This window comes from Microbacterium schleiferi (assembly GCF_020781975.1).
Taxonomy (GTDB): Bacteria; Actinomycetota; Actinomycetes; order Actinomycetales; family Microbacteriaceae; genus Microbacterium.
In genome coordinates, this window is the sequence record NZ_JAJGNI010000003.1 from 238,877 (window position 1) to 255,662 (window position 16,786).

The following is a 16,786-nucleotide window of genomic DNA, read 5'->3' on the forward strand; positions in this document are numbered from 1 at the left end:
GAGCATGACTGATGACCGCACCAAGCCCGACATCGATGCCCCTCAGGGCCCTGCTCCGTCCGAACTCGTCGTCCGCGACCTCATCGTCGGTGAGGGAGCAGAGGCGAAGCCCGGCGACAGCGTCACTGTGCACTACGTCGGCGTCGAGTACGACTCGGGTGAGGAGTTCGATTCGTCGTGGAACCGCGGTGAGAGCATTCAGTTCCCGCTGCGCGGGCTGATCCAGGGGTGGCAGGACGGCATTCCGGGGATGCGTGAGGGCGGTCGCCGTGAGCTCGTGATCCCACCGCACCTGGCGTACGGCCCCGCCGGTGGTCACTTCCTGGGCGGCAAGACCCTGATCTTCATCATCGACCTGATCTCGGTCGGCTGAGTCTCGCTGGCTGATCACGCGGCGGCGGATGCTTCGGTATCCGCCGCCGTTTCGTCGCTACCGTGACCAGGAGATGACGCGCTCGGAAATTTTTCCATTCACGGGAATAGAGTCCGCTGGTGGCTTCGTTGGGGCTCTTGTCGCCGACTGGCGGCACAGACAACTCCCGAGGAGAGAGCATGACCGAAACGACAACCGTCGAGATCCCCGGCTACCGCGTGGGAACGTGGCAGCTTGATGCGTCGCACAGCGAGGTCCACTTCACCGTCCGGCACATGATGATCTCGAAGGTGCGGGGCACCTTCGGTGTGAAGAGCGCGACGTTCGTGACTCCCGCGAACCCCCTCGAGACCACCGTGACTGCCTCGGTCGACGTGACGTCGGTTGACACCAAGGATGAGGGCCGCGACAAGCACCTCGCCTCGGCCGACTTCTTCGACGCCGAGCAGTACCCGACGATGGACTTCGTTTCCACCGGTGTTCGCATCGAGGACGGTGACTTCTTCGTCGACGGCGACCTCACCATTCGTGGCGTCACCAAGCCGGTGACCTTCGAGGTGGAGTTCGGTGGCTTCGGTAACGACCCGTGGGGCAACTACAAGGCCGGCGCCACGGCCAAGGCTGTCATCAACCGCGAGGACTTCGGTCTGACCTGGAACGCTGCGCTCGAGACGGGCGGCGTGCTCGTTGGCAAGGACGTGACGATCGAGCTTGACCTGCAGGGCGCCCTCCAGGCCGACTGAGGCGACGCGCGACTTTCCGGTGGGGCGGATGCTGCGGCATCCGCCCCACCGTCGTTCGTCGGCGTGCCCGATCAGGGAACCGGATTGTCAGCGTCGTAGGCGCGGAAGCCTGGGCTCAGGCGCACGAGCGTGGTCACGATCGCCAGGATGAGCAGGCCGCCGAGCAGTGGCGGGAACCAGAGGGTCGTGAACGTTGCGAGCGTTCCCGCGTAGAGCGCCCCCACTCGGGGTCCGCCGGCGACGACGACGATGAAGATCCCCTGGAGCCTGCCCCGGATGCTGTCGGGCACCGCAGACTGCATCATGGTCGACCGGTAGATCGCGCTGACATTGTCGGCGCCGCCTGCGACAGCTAGAACCAGCACGGCCAGAACGATCAGCGCGATGTTGGGCGAGGTCTCGCTGACACCGCCAGCGGCGCCGACGCCGAAGGATGCAGCCAGGAGCACGGCACCGAAGGCCAGGATCGCGACGCCGTAGACGAGGATCGCGCGCTCGATTCCCAGCCCGTGCGCGCGGTACCGTCCGATGCGGCCCGAGAAGAGGCTCGAGAGGAAAGCGCCGGCCGCGAAAGCCGCGGTGAGAGCGCCGGTGGTGATCGCGCCGCCACCCAGAAGCACGGCGCCTATCGCGGGAAACAGGGCGAGGGGCTGACCGAACGTCATCGCCGTGATGTCGAGGATGTACTGCAACCGGATGTTCGCGGCGCGCCGGAGGAACGCGATGCCATCACGCAGCGACTCGAGGCCGGGTCTGACGATCTCGCCTTCGGGGACGATGCGGGGGAGCGTCCAGAGCCCCAGGAACAGCGAGGTCATCAGCACGACATCGGCGGAGTAGGTCCACGCGTAGCCGACCGTTGCAACGAGCACCCCGGCAAGCGCCGGGCCCGCCATGACCATGATGCCCACGGTGATGCCCTGCAGGGCGGCAGCCGCCGGGAGAAGCTGCCGCGGTAAGAGTCGAGGGACGATCGCCGAGCGGGTCGCGAGAACCACGGAGTTCGCCGCGGAGTTGACGATGCTGAGCGCGTAGAGCGACCACACTGTCTCGGACTGGGTCCATGCGAGGATAGCCAGCAGCGCGGTGGAGGCGAAGGTGATGGATGCCGCCAGCAGTGCGACCAGGCGACGGTCGAATGCGTCGGCAAGCATTCCGCCGTAGAGCCCCGCGACAACCATCGGCACGAGCCCGACGACGGCGATCATGGAGACCGCAAAGGTGCTCTGCGTGAGGTCGTAGACGTGGAGCATGACCGCGACGATCGTGAGCTGCCCGCCCAGCCCGGCCAGGGTGGAACCGATCCACAGTCGCGCGAAGGCGGGGCTCGCGCGGAAGGGGCGAAGATCGAGGAACTGGTCTCGCGAGATTCGCGCCATCACAGGTCGATCTCGACCTGTTTGATGCGCGCCGAGTGTCCCCGAACGATTGAGACGCGGCTCGGCGAGGTATCGAAGTGTTCTGCCAGCACTCGGGGGAGGGCGGCGTTGGCCTCGCCCTCACGGGCCGGCTCCCGGAGATACACGACGAGATCGGATCCCACCGTCTCGACCAGGGGGCCGCGCCGGCTCCCGGGTTTTACTCGGACGGTGATGCGCACCCGATGAGGCTACTCCGCGCACGCGCTCGCGGGCTCTGCCCTGGGCTGGTAGAGTTGTTCGGTTGCCGTTAGATCGGCCGCGGAGAAAGAGAGCTCGCACAGCAGGTGACGGGCACCGCGCAACGAAGAGAGAGGGGATCGTTCTATGGCACTGGAAGCAGAGACCAAGAAGGCGATCATCGAAGAGTACGCAACGCACCCCGGTGACACCGGATCCCCCGAGGTGCAGGTCGCGCTCATGACGCAGCGCATCAAGGACCTCACCGAGCACCTCAAGGAGCACAAGCACGACCACCACTCGCGTCGTGGCCTGTTCCTGCTCGTCGGTCAGCGCCGTCGTCTGCTCGGCTACCTCCAGGACATCGACATCGAGCGTTACCGCAAGCTGATCGAGCGTCTCGGGCTTCGCCGCTAAGCGCGAACCGCGTATATCGCTTTCTCGAAGGGTCGTCCCACGGTGTGGGGCGGCCCTTCGTCGTTGATGTGGGGGTGCGGGTGGGAATTGCTCAGCCGAGGGGCGGGGGAGTAGTCTCGGAACGCTTAGGTAAGGCTTACCGAATTCACCCCGAGGATCCGCGTGCTCGCTAGCTTTCTGATCGGCCTTCGCGAAGGGCTCGAAGCGGCGCTTGTCGTCGGCATCCTGGTGGCGTATCTCACACAGCTGGGGCGCCGCGACGTGCTGCCGCGCCTGTGGCTGGGGGTCGCGGGTGCGATTGCGCTGGCGCTCGCGATCGGAGCCTTCTTCACGTTCGGTGCCTACGCTCTGACCTTTGAAGCGCAGGAGATCATCGGGGGACTGCTGTCCCTGCTGGCTGTCGCGATGGTCACCTGGATGATCTTCTGGATGCAGAACCACGCGCGAACGCTCGCGAGCGGACTGCGCAGCGGCGTCGACCGGGCTATCGCCACCGGCGGACTGTGGGGCATCGTCGTTCTGGGGTTCGTCTCGGTCGCCCGGGAGGGCGTGGAGACGACGCTTCTGCTGTGGTCGATGGTGCAATCGTTCGGTAACGCGCCGGAGTCGCTCGCCGGCGCCGTGCTCGGCATCCTGTGCGCGGCAGTCCTCGGCTGGCTCGTCGCCCGCGGGATGCTGCGCCTGAACCTCCGCCGCTTCTTCACCTGGACCGGCGCATTCCTGATCGTGGTCGCGGCGGGCGTGCTGGCCTACGGCATCGGAGATCTGCAGGAGGCGGGCGTCCTCCCGGGTCCGAACACAGTTCTCGCGCCCGTCGTGGACGGAGTCGTCGCGGTCGGTTGGTCAGGATTCCCGTTCGGCTGGGCCTTTGATCTCACCACCGCGTTCGACCCCACGAGCCCGGCTGCCGTCATCCTGCAGGCAACCATCGGATTCACCGCCCGCATGAGCTGGTTACAAGTGATCGCCTGGATGCTCTACGTCGGGGTCGTCGGCGCTCTCTTCCTCGTGCGCGCGGTCACCGCGTCGCCGTCTCCGGCGCCTACACCGCCGACCGCCGGCCCCACGACGGACACGGCCGACTCGAACCTTCACTCGTCCGCTCTCAGTCCCCACAGCAAGGAGACCCATGAACACCCTCTCTCGTAGCCTCACCCTGGTCGCCGCGACCGCGGTCGGCTCCCTCGTCCTCGCTGGCTGCGTGGCCCGCGCCGATCAGGCAGCAGGCGACGCGCTCACCGTCACCTCGACGGATGACTCGTGCGAGATCTCCTCTGCCAGCTCTGCCAGTGGCACGCTGAACTTCGCGGTGACGAACGCAGGCTCGGAGACCACAGAGTTCTATCTGCTCGCCAGCGACGGGCTACGGATCGTCGGCGAGGTCGAGAACATCGCCCCCGGCGCATCGCGCACTCTCACGGTTCTGGCCCAGCCCGGCGACTACTACACGCTGTGCAAACCGGGAATGATCGGCGATGGCGTGGGCCGCGCGGCTTTCGCCGTCACCGGTGAGGCAGTCGAGGTGGACGCTCAGGATGCCGAACTCAAGCAGCAGGCGGTGGATCTGTACGCGGCATTCGTGAAGGATCAGGTGGGTCAGCTCGTTCCCGCCGTCGACGATTTCGTCGCAGCCTATGTCGCGGGCGACGACGACACCGCCCGCGCGATGTTCCCGCAGGTGCGCGCGTATTACGAGCGCATCGAGCCCGTGGCAGAGGCGCTGGGTGACCTCGACCCCCGCATCGATTTCCGTGAGGTCGACGCCGTCGCGGACGGCATCGACTGGACGGGCTTCCACCGGATCGAAAAGGATCTCTGGGTCCCCGCGACCGATGCCCTCAACTCCGATGGTGTGACCCTGGCATGGCAGGACTGGGCGCCGTCGACGCCCGAGCAGCGGGCTGACTTCGGTGACCTGCTCATCGCCGATGTGCAGGAACTGTACGACTACGTGCACGGTCAGGAGTTCGTGGACACACTCGAGTCGCAGGGCATCGCGGGCGTTTCCAACGGCGCAATCGCCCTGCTCGATGAGGTAGCGACCGGCAAGATCAGCGGCGAGGAGGACTGGTGGTCGGGTACCGACCTGTACGACTTCGCCGCCAACGTCGAGGGGTCGAAGATGGCCTTCTCACTCGTCCGCGACTTCGCGCTCTCGAGTGGCCCCGACGGGGAGGAACTCGTCGCGCTGATCGACGATGGATACGCTCAGCTGGAGGCGGAGCTGGCGGAGTTCGGCTCGCTCAGCGACGGATTCGTCTCATACGGCACACTGACGGAGGCTGACAAGCGCACGCTGTCCGACCAGATCAACACCCTCGCCGAGCCGCTGTCGCAGCTGACGGTGACAGTCCTGGAGTGAGTATGACCAATCCTGCATCGCAGGAACGCCCGGTGGCCGGGCTGAGCAGGCGAGGCCTGCTCGGCCTGGCGCTGGGTGCCGGCGCCGCGGGGGTCGCCGTCGGCGTCGGCGGCGCCGCGGTGGTGGCGCGCGTCTCGGACGCGCAGGCCGCGCCGCGCGCCGACACGCACCCCTTCTTCGGGGAGCATCAGTCCGGGATCACGACGGAGGTGCAAGACCACCTTCACTTCGCAGCCTTCGACGTGATGGACACGACCAGCCGCGAGGAACTGGTCGAACTGCTCCAGGACTGGAGCTATGCCGCGTCGAGAATGATGCTCGGGCTCGAGGTCAGCGCCTCCGGAGCCGTGGGCGGCTCACCGGAGGCGCCACCGGACGATACCGGTGAGGCGCTCGGGCTGCCGGCGAGCAATCTGACCATCACCTTCGGTTTCGGGCCTACGCTGTTCCGCACCGCGGACGGAGCAGATCGTTTCGGAATCGCAGCCCAGGCGCCTGAGGCGCTCGCGCCCCTGCCACCGTTCCTCGGTGACGACCTCGACCCAAACCACACCGGTGGCGACCTGTGCATCCAGGCCTGTGCCGATGATCCGCAGGTCGCCGTGCACGCCGTGCGCAACCTCAGCCGCATCGCGTTTGGACGAGCGCGCCTCCGTTGGTCGCAGCTCGGGTTCGGTCGCACCTCACGAACGTCAGCGCAGCAGCAGACCCCGCGAAATCTCTTCGGGTTCAAAGACGGCACCGCCAACCTCCTGGCGACCGACGAGGATGCGCTCGCCGAGCACGTCTGGGTCTCGTCCGAGGATGGCCCAGCCTGGCTCGCCGGGGGCTCGTATCTCGTCGCCCGCAAGATCGCGATGAAGATCGAGACGTGGGACCGGGTTCGCCTCGTCGAGCAGGAGCAGATCACCGGCCGCGCCAAAGGCAGCGGTGCCCCCTTGAGCGGAGGCGACGAGTTCACCGCTCCTGACTTCGCCGCGCTCTCGGCATCCGGTGGAACCGCCATCGACCCTGCATCCCACGTCGCGCGGGCGCATCCCGACCACAACGGCGGCATCCGGATGCTGCGTCGCGGCTACAACTACGTCGATGGAAACACCGTGCTCGGCAGGCTGGATGCTGGGCTGTTCTTCCTCGGCTACGTGCGCTCGCCGGATCGGTTCATCACGGTGCAGCGCTCGGTCGCAACCGACCTCATGATGGAGTATCTCCTCACGATCGGATCGGGCATCTGGGCCATCCCGCCGGCGCCCTCGGAAGGCTCGTTCGTCGGCGCCGCGCTGTTCTCGTAGGCCGGAATACTGCCTGCGCGAGCGCTGCTGGAGTAGTCTCGGGCGTCGATGACGCTTACCGATGACGCCCGCGAGCGGGATGCGGCGATTCCCGACCTCGACTGGCGGGTCTTCCCCGCCGGGACTGTGCGTGACCAGTTCGATGCCCCGAGCGGGAAGCTCGCACGGGTGAGTCTCGGTAGCGGCGCGCGCGGACGGGTGGTGCTCTTTCCCGGCGTGACAGGTTCCAAAGAGGACTTCACGCTCATGCTGCCGCTCCTCGCCGAGGCAGGCTACCGTGTGGAGGCGTACGACCTTGCGGGCCAGTACGAGTCGAGGGATGCCGGCCCCGAGAACCTCGATCCGCCCCGGACCCGCTACGACTATCCGCTGTTCATCGAAGACCTGACCGCCGTCCTTGAGAACGGCGCGAGCGCCCACGTGCTCGGGTACTCCTTTGCCGGACTCGTGTCTCAGCTGATCGTCGCCGAGCGTCCGGAACTGTTCGCAACACTCACCCTGTTGTCCACTCCGCCCGCCACCGGGCAGGTATTCCGGGGCGTGAAGCGAATCGGCCGGTTCAGCAGTCTCGCGGGCCCGCGAAGCGGCGCCTCACTCCTGCTGTGGGGCATCCGGAACAACCTCAACCGGGTCCCCCCGCAACGCATCGCCTTCGTTCGTGCGCGATTCGCTCTGACCCGTCGCGAAAGCGTCGATGACATCGTCGGGCTCATGATGCGGATGCCGGATGTCGCGGATGCGGTGCGCGCGGCATCCGTGCCCACGCTCGTCGCGACGGGGGCACATGACCTGTGGCCCACCGAGCAGTACGTCGCGTACGCGCGGCGCATCGGCGCGCAAGTGGCGGTCTACGAAACGGGACATAGCCCGTGCGAGACGGCGCCCCATCAGCTGGTGCGCGACATGCTCGCGATGTTTGCCGAGGTCGACGGTCTGCCCGATCCTGTCGATGCCGGGGAATAGATTCGCCGGCACCGCGTTGCACAAGATACATTCACTTGCATAGATCGGCCGCACACCCCGCGACCGGGAGCGGAGAGCACGATGAGCCAGATGCAGTTCGGGATCTTCACCGTCAGCGACATCACGGAAGACCCCACGACAGGTCACACTCCCAGCGAGGCTGAGCGGATCCGGGCGACGCTGCAGATCGCCAAGCACGCCGAGGAGGTGGGACTTGACGTCTTCGCCCTGGGCGAGCACCACAACCCGCCGTTCTGGTCTTCTTCGCCGACGACGACCCTCGCCTACATCGCGGGCCAGACCGAGCGCATCCTGCTCTCGACTGCCACGACCCTGATCACAACCAATGACCCCGTGAAGATCGCTGAAGACTATGCGATGCTCCAGCACGTCTCAGGTGGCCGGGCTGACCTCATCCTCGGTCGCGGCAATACGGGCCCGGTGTATCCGTGGTTCGGAAAGGACATCCGTCAGGGCCTGAACCTTGCCGTCGAGAACTACGCACTGCTTCACCGACTCTGGCGCGAGGATGTCGTGGACTGGCAGGGTCAATTCCGCACGCCGCTGCAGGGCTTCACGTCGACGCCGCGGCCGCTCGACGGCGTTCCCCCGTTTGTCTGGCACGGCTCCATCCGCACCCCTGAGATCGCCGAGCAGGCCGCGTACTACGGCGACGGCTTCTTCGCGAACAACATCTTCTGGCCCAAGGAGCACTTCCAGCGGCTGGTCACCCTCTATCGCGAGCGGTTCGAGCACTACGGTCACGGCACCCCGGAGCAGGCGATCGTCGGGCTCGGCGGGCAGGTATTCATGCACCGCAACTCCCAGGAGGCGGTCCGCGAATTCCGCCCATACTTCGATAACGCGCCGGTCTACGGCAACGGACCGAGCCTGGAGGACTTCACCGAAATGACGCCGCTGACGGTGGGTTCGCCGCAGCAGGTCATCGATCGGTACGCGGCGATGCGGGAGCACTTCGGTGACTACCAGCGCCAGATGTTCTTGATCGACCACGCGGGCCTGCCCCTGAAGGCCGTTCTCGAGCAACTCGACATGCTCGGCGGCGAGGTCGTGCCGGTGCTCCGTAAGGAGCTCGCGAAGGATCGCCCGGCAGGCGTCGCCGACGCTCCGACACACGAGAGCCTGGTAGCAGCGGCCGGGGGAGCGCGTGAAGCTCGGCCGCGGCCCAACCGCGGCGACAACGTCACCGGCGGCTCCCCGTACCGTGACAGCGCGCCGCTTGCAGGTGCCGCATTCGGTGCCGCAGCGACACGTCAGGGGGCGTGAGATGACCACGCGCCGCATCGCGGTCGTCACCGCGGGGCTCTCGAACCCGTCATCGACGAGGCTGCTTGCCGACAGGCTGGCGGAGGCCGTTCGTGCACAGCTGGCAGAGCGTGAGATCGAGGTCGGGGCGGATATGATTGAGCTGCGCGAGCACGCTCATGCGATCACCGACAATCTCCTCACCGGGTTCGCGCGCCGGGGGCTCGCTGAGGCGATCGAGACCGTGACCTCGGCAGACGCCCTCATCGCCGTCACGCCCATCTTTACGACGAGCTACTCCGGTCTGTTCAAGTCGTTCCTCGACATCCTGGATCCGGACTCGTTGCGGGGGATGCCGGTGCTGCTGGCAGCCACCGGCGGGTCACCACGCCACTCGTTGGCACTCGAGTACGCGATGCGCCCGCTGTTCACCTACCTGCACGCCAACCCGGTCTCAACATCCGTGTTCGCGGCATCGGAAGACTGGGCCGGCGGCGAGGGAGCATCCTCGCTACGTTCGCGCACTGAGCGGGCCGCGGGAGAGCTCGCGGATGCCGTCGCCCGTCGGGGCGCGACAGTTGGTGAGGACCCGTTCGACCCGGCGACCTACCTCGGTGAGGGTCGCTCGTTCGAGAGCCTGCTGGGCGGACTCAGCGCCGACTGACGCAGATACACGATGCCCCGGCCGCACCCGACGGCCGGGGCATCGTGAGTTCTCAGGCTCGGGCTGCGCCGCTGGCGAGCACGCCGCTGGCCTCGGTGTCGTCGGCAGCTCCCGCGGCCTCGACAGTCGCGGCGCTCGGCCGGCGGCCGATGCGCTTGAGGCCGATGACCGCGACAGCGGTGATGACGGCGCCGATCGCGATCGACAGCAGGAACCACAGGATGTTCCCGATGGCGAAGAGCACGAAGACTCCACCGTGGGGTGCCTGCGAGGTGACCCCGAAGGCCATCGAGAGCGCACCGGTCACGGCGCCACCGAGCATGGATGCGGGGATGACGCGCAGCGGGTCGGCTGCGGCGAAGGGGATCGCACCCTCGGAGATGAAGGATGCACCGAGCAGCCACGCCGCGACACCGTTCTCGCGCTCCACGGGAGTGAACTGCTTGCGGGCAAGCACCGTCGAGGCAAGAGCGAGTCCCAGCGGCGGCACCATGCCCGATGCCATGACGGCAGCCATGATCTCCAGAGGCACCTGGTTGGCCAACGACGCAGCGCCGAGGCCCGCGACGGCGAACGAGTAAGCGACCTTGTTGACAGGTCCGCCGAGGTCGAAGCACATCATGAGGCCAAGGATGACGCCCAGCAGCACGATCCCGACGCCGGTCAGGCTGTTGAGCCAATCGGTCAGTGTCGTCATCAGCCAGGCAATCGGTCCGCCGAGGAAGAGGATCATGGCTCCGGATGCGGCGATCGATGCCAACAGCGGAATGATGACGACCGGCATCAGGCCACGCAGCCAGCGGGGTGCCGGGATGCGGGTGAGCGAGGCTGCGACGAGGCCCGCGAGGAGGCCGCCGACGATGCCGCCGAGGAAGCCGGCGTTCATCATGACGGCGATCGTGCCGACCACGAATCCCGGTGCGATGCCGGGGCGGTCGGCCATTGCGTAGGCGATGAAGCCCGCAAGCGCGGGGACCAGGAAGCCCATGGAAGCTGCACCGATGACAAAGGCGACGGCGCCGATATACGTCCAGAAACCGCCGTCGGGGAGGTTCCACAGGGACGACGACGCGACGATGTCGCTGGCCGTCGCATTGATGTCGTATCCCGCGAGGCCGAAGCCGATGGCGATGAGCAGGCCACCGCCGGCAACGAAGGGGATCATGTAGCTGACGCCGGTGAGCAGCCAGCGTTGCAGCTTGCGCCCGGCGTGTTCGCTGGCGGTATCGGTTGTCGCCGTCGGGGTCTCGGTACCCGCGACCCGCGCAGCATCCGGGTTCGCGGCCGCGGCCAACGCCTCATCGATCATGGCTCCGGGAGCTTCGACGCCTCGCTTGACGGGCCCCTGGACGACGGGCTTGCCGGCAAAGCGCCCGCGGTCCCGCACATCCACGTCTACCGCGAAGATGACGGCGTCGGCTGCGGCGATCACGGCGGGATCGAGCGCCGTCGATCCGCTTGATCCCTGCGTCTCGACCTCGAGGCGGATGCCGCGCTTTTTCGCCTCAGCCACGAGGGCATCGGCAGCCATGTAGGTGTGGGCGATGCCGGTCGGGCAGGCGGTGACGGCCACGAGCACGCGCTGATCCGACGACGCCGGCGCCGCGGCGTTCGCGGCAGGAGCGGGGGCGATCGCCTCGTCGATCAGGGCGACGACTTCGGTGGCCGAAGTCGCGGCGCGCAGGGAGTCGACGAACTCTTCCCGCACCAGTGCGCGGGCGATCGTGGAGAGGATCGCGAGGTGGTCGGTGTCGGCACCGATCGGTGCAGCGATGAAGAACACCAGGTCGCTGGGATCGTCGTCACCGAAGTCGACGGGATCCGACAACCGGGCGAACGCGAGCGTCGGCTCGGTCACGGCGGCCGTGCGGCAGTGGGGTATAGCGATCCCGCCGGGCATCCCGGTTGAGGTCTGCGCTTCGCGGGCGTGGGCGTCTGCCGCAAGCGCGTGCGCATCAGTCGTGCGTCCTGCGCCCGCGACGATCGTGCTGAGAGCATCGATGACGTCGCCGGATGTTGCGCCCAATGCAACATCGAGAGCAACGAGCTCCGGGGTGATGATGGACATGTTCTCTCCTTCGAAGAACGTCACGGTGCTGTGACCGTGGCGGGCTGGTGTAGTTCGGTGACCGTGACCTGGTCAGGGTGGGTGTCTGAGGGGCGGGGGATGGTCGTCCCGGGCAGGGCGACGGCAGCGGCGCCGTAGGCAACCGCGTGCGCGAGCCGTGCCGCCGGGGAGCACCCGGCAGCATCGGCGATGAGGTAGCCGGCAAGGGAGGAGTCACCGGCACCGACGGTGCTGCGGGCGGTCACCGGTGGGTGGGTGGCGTGCCACGCGCCCTCTGCCGTGGCGAGAACGGCACCGGCAGAGCCGAGGGTTGCCAGGACGGCAGCGATGCCGCGCGCTCGCAGTGCATCGCAGGCGTCCGCGACCGCGTGCGGATCGGTGAGCGTCGCGGGGTCGGTTCCGGTCAGCTCGGCGAGCTCCTCGAGGTTCGGCTTGATGAGATCGATGTGTACCCCCGCGGTGCGCAGCGCGGTCAGCGGAGCGCCCGATGTGTCGACTGCCACGCGGATGTCGGGCGTCGCGATCCGGGCGGTGCGCGCCAGGTCGGCAAGCAGCTCGACATCCGCCGCCGGAGGCAGTGAACCGGCGAAGACCAGCCACTGTGCCCGGGGGGCCTCAGCAGCGACGACGTCGTGCAGGGCCGCTACAGCCGATGCGCTCAGCGGCGAGCCGGGTTCGTTGATCTTCGTCGTGGTGCCGTCGGGTTCGACGAGAGAGATATTGGTGCGCACGCTCGCGCCGGGATCGACCGTGACCACGGCCAGCCCGCTTTCGACGAGTTCACGAACATAGGGGTCGTGGTAGTCGGCGCGAACGATGGCGCGGGTCGCGACGGATGCGTGAGCCAGCGCTCGCGAGACGTTGACGCCCTTGCCGGCTGCCTGCGAGGTGACGGCGCTCGCGCGAAGGACCGCATCGCGAACGAGGGGCGAGGGGAGCTGAATGGTGCGATCGACGCTCGGGTTGATCGTGACGGTGACGATCATGCGCGCACCAGATCCACGTCGGCTGCGCGCAGGGCAGCGCTCAGGTCGGCATCCGGTTCGCCGTCGGTCACGAGGGCGTCGATGTCATCGAACCCTCCGAACCGCACGAGAGATTCTTCGCCGAGCTTCGATGCGTCAGCGACGACGATCACCCGCCGCGCCGAGGCTACCGCGGCCCGCTTGACCTCGGCCTCGGCTTCGTCGGGCGTGCTCAGCCCGAACTGGGCGTGCACGGCATTGGTTCCGATGATTGCCACATCCGGCCGCAAGCCTGCGATCTGGTCGATCGCTCCCGCGCCGACCAGGGCACCGGTCAACGCCCGGAGCCTTCCGCCGATCACGCGCACGGCCGGGGTCGTGAGATGGCTCAGGGTCGATGCGGTGATCACCGAGTTCGTGATGAGGGTGAGCGAGGCGTTGCCGTCTTCTCGAGCTGCCAGGAGGCGGGCGACGCGCGCTGCCGTGGAGCCGGCATCGATGTGGACGGCCCCGCCCAGGCCCCGAGGGATCAGGTCGATCGTCGCCGCAGCGATCCGTTCCTTGGCCTCGGTCGCGGTGGCTTCGCGTGCCGCGAGGCTCGGTTCGGCGGCGCTTGTGCGGCCCGCTGGAACGGCGCCACCGTGCACCCGCAGCAGCACGCCATCGGCCTGTAGTTGATCGAGATCGCGGCGGATCGTCTCTTGTGCGACCCCGAACAGACCAGACAGGGCGGTGACCGATGCCCGGCCCTCGTCGGTGACGATTCCCGCGATGCGGTGTTGGCGCTCCGTCGCGTACATGAGTGTTCTCCCGTCCGATGTCATCCGTGACATCGAAATCTGTGTATGTGTGAGATTAGCTGTGTATGTGTGTGTTTACAAGAGTGAATCTGCATTTCGGGCGCGCGACCGCGGATGCCGGTGGTGTGCTGGATCCGCCCCCGGAGGCTGGGGCACGGCCGCCGCGGGCATCTCGAACTGCGGCGCGAGCTACGCGGAGGTGTCTTTAGCGCCGGGGGAGCGGCTGCCCTGCGCGGATGAGATGCGCGTCACGATCAGGTCGATGACGATCCCCAACACGATCGCGATACCGATGGAGATGAGGACGGCGACCACGGGTCCACCCGGAACCAGTCGTCCGACGATCGCTCCGACGGCCGCTTGGTACACCGCCCATCCCGTGGCGGCCACGGCAACAAGAATGAGGTATCGAGGAGCCGGCACCCGCGATGCTCCAGCCGTCAGATTCACCGCCAATCGGGCGAACGGGATGAACCGGGCGGTGAAGACCACCGTCGCGCTCGAGCGGTGCAGTCGCCGGTGCGCCCACCCGATCGCGGCGCTCACCCTGCGGCCCCGCATCCACCCCCACCGATCCAGCCCGACGCGGCGCCCGACGACGTACACGATCATGTCGCCGAGGAACGCTGCGACCGCGGCCAGTAGCACAACGCCCAGGAGTGGCGGTGAGCCGACGGTGACAGCGAGCGCACCGAAGGCGGTCACGGCGACCTCTCCCGGGACCAGCACCAGGAGGCTGTCGGCGAGGACGAGCGCGAACATGAGAGGGAGCGCCCAGGGGCTGCCGGCAACGTGCGTCAGCACCTCATCGATCACACCTCTGGGTAACACGGGATGGTGAACGGAGACGGAACGGGGCACGTCCGGTGACGCGATGGCGTGCATCCGGTGAACTCTCGGCGACCGTGCCTGCCTCAGCGTGTTCGGCGATCCGACAGGCGTCACCCTGGAGCCGTGAGAGTCGCGGTATTGGCGGAATCGTTCCTCCCCCACATGAACGGAGTCACCGGCTCGGTGCTCCAGATCCTTCGTCATCTGGCAAGCGAAGGGCATGAGACGCTCGTCATCGCTCCCAAAGCTGGCGATGTCGAGGCCGACCTGCGCGGCGCCGACCTCTCTGGCGCTCGCACGACCATGCTCCGGTCCGTGCCCTTGCCCTCCTACCCTCAAGTTCGTGTGGTGTTCGCCCGCGCTGCGAAGCTGGCGGCGCACCTGCGTGAGTTCCGGCCCGATGTCATCCACCTGGCATCGCCGTTCGTGCTCGGATGGCAAGGAACCGCTGCCGCCGACGCGCTCAAGGTGCCCGTCGTCGCGGTCTACCAGACCGACGTGGTCGCGTATGCCCAGAAGTACGGGCTTCCGGCGGCGACCTCGATCGTGGAGTCGCACCTGGCGCGCTTGCACCGGCGTTCGACGTTGACCCTGGTGCCGTCTTCGGCGAGCATGTCTCAGCTCGAAGGTCTCGGCATTGATCGCCTCCGCCGGTGGGGGCGGGGAGTGGATGCCATCCGATTCGCTCCCGAGCACCGGAGCGCTGCGTGGCGCCAGCGCGTGGCCCCGGGTGAGACGATCATCGGCTACGTGGGCCGGCTCGCCCCCGAGAAGCAGGTCGAAGATCTCGCCGCGCTGCACGATCTTCCGGGAAGCCGCCTCGTGATCGTCGGTGACGGACCGTCAAGACCAGCGCTCGAACGGTCCCTCCCGCGCGCTGTCTTTCTCGGACACCTGTCCGGCGACGCTCTCGGCGAGGCGATGGCATCCTTCGATGTCTTCGTTCACCCCGGCGAGAGCGAGACGTTCGGCCAGACGATTCAGGAGGCTCTCGCGGCTGGAGTTCCGGTCGTCGCGACGGGAACAGGCGGTCCGGTCGATCTCGTTCGCAGCAGCGTCGACGGATGGCTCTATCGGCCGGGTGACCTGGCCGACCTCCGCGCGCGCGTGTCAGACCTCATCGGAGACGAATCCAAGCGGCGAGCCTTTGCGGCCGCGGCCCGCGAATCCGTGCGCGAGCGCACCTGGGAGGCTCTGGGCCGCCAGCTTGTCGGTCACTACGCAGAGGCCCGGATGCTCCGCCCGATCGATGACGCCCTGTTCGCGCGTGCGGCGACTCGCCCCGCAGCTCCGCCCGCACCCGCGACGGAGGGAACCCCGCGGTGGTCGCGTTTCGTTGCCCTCGGTGATTCCTTGACCGAGGGGCTGTGCGACACATCGCGGATGCCGAAAGGTCAGTATCGCGGGTGGGCCGACCGTCTCGCGGATCTGTTGGCCGGCGCCCGAGAGGCGAGACTTCCAGCGAGCGCGGAGCCGTTCCGGTACGCGAATCTCGCTGTGCGCAGCCGCAAGATCCGGGACCTCCTCGACGAGCAGCTCCCGCGCGCGCTGGGGATGGCACCCGATCTGGTGTCGGTGTTCATGGGCGCAAACGACCTGGTCAGCCGCGGAGCCGATCCGCTCATCCTGGCGAAGGGGCTCGAACGGGCGGTCGTGGATTTGCGGTCCCGCGGGATCGATGTGCTGCTGGTGAGCATCGTGCTTCCCCGGCGGCCCGCAGCCATGATCTTCGCTCGCCGCGTTGCGGTCTACAACTCCGAAATCAGACGCATTGCGGCCAGCACCGGCTGCATGCTGCTCGATCTTGAGGCCCAGCCGGCGATCAGTGACCTCGACATGTGGGCCGACGACAAGGTCCACTTCCGGTCGAAGGGTCATCGCTTCGTTGCCTACCGGGCTGCCGAGGCGCTCGGCGTCCCGTACGCTGACGAGCTGGCGACGCTCGACTCGGCTTTCCATGACGATGACGACCCGAACCCGCGCGGCTGGGTTCGTCGCGATGCGGTGCCCTGGCTCTGGCGGCGACTCCGTGGGCGAACCGCGGGGGACGGCTTGAGCGCGAAGCATGCGGATTACGTAACGATCTCGCGGCGGCCGGCGACCGTTTCCGAGTCGCCGGTCGTGCCGGATGCCGGAGCGAGCCCGGTGCGTGACGGAGCGGAGTCGCCGGGCGCCGACCCGACACGGCGAGTGCGCCCCTGATAGGATCGTTCGGGTTGCCTTACGGCATCCGCTCAACTTCACAGTGAGCTTCATGGAGCAGGCCGGCAGGAAGCTGGTCCCCTGTGGTGGGTTCCCCGTCGTGTTGCGCCGGGTGGTCTTCTACTGGTGGCCAGCGCCGACGATTCACGCGGCGTTATGCCGCACGCTCGATACTGCCTGTTCCTGCTCCTTCGCATGTGCTCGCGCGCCACACGGGTGCGCGAGTCAAAACAAAGAAGGAG

General features: G+C 67.5%; 16 protein-coding genes. 10 read left to right on the forward strand and 6 right to left on the reverse strand.

The window, feature by feature from the left end:
- Positions 1-4 precede the first annotated feature (4 nt).
- Both LL236_RS05110 and LL236_RS05115 read left to right on the forward strand, forming a co-directional pair.
- Positions 5-373 carry an FKBP-type peptidyl-prolyl cis-trans isomerase gene (locus LL236_RS05110; RefSeq protein WP_228177718.1) on the forward strand — a complete coding sequence of 123 codons (369 nt, stop codon included), beginning with the start codon at positions 5-7 and terminating at the stop codon, positions 371-373.
- Positions 374-552: 179 nt separating this feature from the next.
- The gene (locus LL236_RS05115; protein WP_228177719.1) at positions 553-1,116 is read left to right on the forward strand and encodes a YceI family protein; all 564 of its coding nucleotides are present in this window, start codon (positions 553-555) and stop codon (positions 1,114-1,116) included.
- 71 nt (positions 1,117-1,187) lie between these two features.
- On the opposite strand, the gene LL236_RS05120 is transcribed toward LL236_RS05115, so the two are convergent.
- Together LL236_RS05120 and LL236_RS05125 are read right to left on the reverse strand one after the other, a co-directional pair.
- Positions 1,188-2,495 carry an MFS transporter gene (locus LL236_RS05120; RefSeq protein WP_228177720.1) on the reverse strand — a complete coding sequence of 436 codons (1,308 nt, stop codon included), beginning with the start codon at positions 2,493-2,495 and terminating at the stop codon, positions 1,188-1,190.
- Positions 2,495-2,716, reverse strand: coding sequence for a DUF167 domain-containing protein (locus tag LL236_RS05125; protein ID WP_228177721.1), 222 nt, complete (start codon positions 2,714-2,716; stop codon positions 2,495-2,497). Before LL236_RS05125 ends, LL236_RS05120 begins: the two co-directional genes overlap by 1 nt.
- Positions 2,717-2,861: 145 nt before the next feature.
- Between LL236_RS05125 and rpsO the strand changes: the two genes are divergently transcribed.
- The 7 genes from rpsO (at position 2,862) to LL236_RS05160 (ending at position 9,678) form a co-directional block, all read left to right on the forward strand.
- Positions 2,862-3,131: a 30S ribosomal protein S15 gene (gene rpsO / locus LL236_RS05130; protein WP_228177722.1), complete on the forward strand. Its 270-nt coding sequence runs from the start codon at positions 2,862-2,864 to the stop codon at positions 3,129-3,131.
- A gap of 162 nt (positions 3,132-3,293) precedes the next feature.
- Complete coding sequence (gene efeU / locus LL236_RS05135; protein ID WP_228177723.1) at positions 3,294-4,280, forward strand: iron uptake transporter permease EfeU; 987 nt, start codon at positions 3,294-3,296, stop codon at positions 4,278-4,280.
- Positions 4,261-5,493 carry an iron uptake system protein EfeO gene (efeO, locus tag LL236_RS05140; protein ID WP_228177724.1) on the forward strand — a complete coding sequence of 411 codons (1,233 nt, stop codon included), beginning with the start codon at positions 4,261-4,263 and terminating at the stop codon, positions 5,491-5,493. The genes efeU and efeO overlap by 20 nt, the downstream gene beginning before the upstream one ends.
- 2 nt (positions 5,494-5,495) lie before the next feature.
- Complete coding sequence (gene efeB / locus LL236_RS05145; RefSeq protein ID WP_228177725.1) at positions 5,496-6,785, forward strand: iron uptake transporter deferrochelatase/peroxidase subunit; 1,290 nt, start codon at positions 5,496-5,498, stop codon at positions 6,783-6,785.
- A gap of 48 nt (positions 6,786-6,833) precedes the next feature.
- On the forward strand, positions 6,834-7,748 hold the full coding sequence (locus LL236_RS05150) for an alpha/beta fold hydrolase (protein ID WP_228177726.1): 915 nt from the start codon (positions 6,834-6,836) through the stop codon (positions 7,746-7,748).
- Positions 7,749-7,838: 90 nt separating this feature from the next.
- The gene (locus tag LL236_RS05155; protein ID WP_228177827.1) at positions 7,839-9,035 is read left to right on the forward strand and encodes an LLM class flavin-dependent oxidoreductase; all 1,197 of its coding nucleotides are present in this window, start codon (positions 7,839-7,841) and stop codon (positions 9,033-9,035) included.
- A gap of 1 nt (position 9,036) precedes the next feature.
- Positions 9,037-9,678 carry an FMN reductase gene (locus LL236_RS05160; protein WP_228177727.1) on the forward strand — a complete coding sequence of 214 codons (642 nt, stop codon included), beginning with the start codon at positions 9,037-9,039 and terminating at the stop codon, positions 9,676-9,678.
- Positions 9,679-9,730: 52 nt separating this feature from the next.
- Here LL236_RS05160 and LL236_RS05165 read toward each other — a convergent pair whose 3' ends face one another.
- The 4 genes from LL236_RS05165 to LL236_RS05180 form a co-directional block, all read right to left on the reverse strand.
- Complete coding sequence (locus tag LL236_RS05165; protein WP_228177728.1) at positions 9,731-11,746, reverse strand: PTS fructose transporter subunit IIABC; 2,016 nt, start codon at positions 11,744-11,746, stop codon at positions 9,731-9,733.
- 20 nt (positions 11,747-11,766) lie between these two features.
- Complete coding sequence (locus tag LL236_RS05170; protein WP_228177729.1) at positions 11,767-12,732, reverse strand: 1-phosphofructokinase family hexose kinase; 966 nt, start codon at positions 12,730-12,732, stop codon at positions 11,767-11,769.
- Positions 12,729-13,544, reverse strand: coding sequence for a DeoR/GlpR family DNA-binding transcription regulator (locus LL236_RS05175; RefSeq protein WP_228177730.1), 816 nt, complete (start codon positions 13,542-13,544; stop codon positions 12,729-12,731). The genes LL236_RS05170 and LL236_RS05175 overlap by 4 nt, the downstream gene beginning before the upstream one ends.
- Before the next feature lie 156 nt (positions 13,545-13,700).
- Positions 13,701-14,327: a DedA family protein gene (locus LL236_RS05180; protein ID WP_228177731.1), complete on the reverse strand. Its 627-nt coding sequence runs from the start codon at positions 14,325-14,327 to the stop codon at positions 13,701-13,703.
- 138 nt (positions 14,328-14,465) lie between these two features.
- On the opposite strand from LL236_RS05180, the gene LL236_RS05185 reads away from it, so the two are divergent.
- Positions 14,466-16,544: a glycosyltransferase gene (locus LL236_RS05185; protein ID WP_228177732.1), complete on the forward strand. Its 2,079-nt coding sequence runs from the start codon at positions 14,466-14,468 to the stop codon at positions 16,542-16,544.
- Positions 16,545-16,786: the final 242 nt, after the last annotated feature.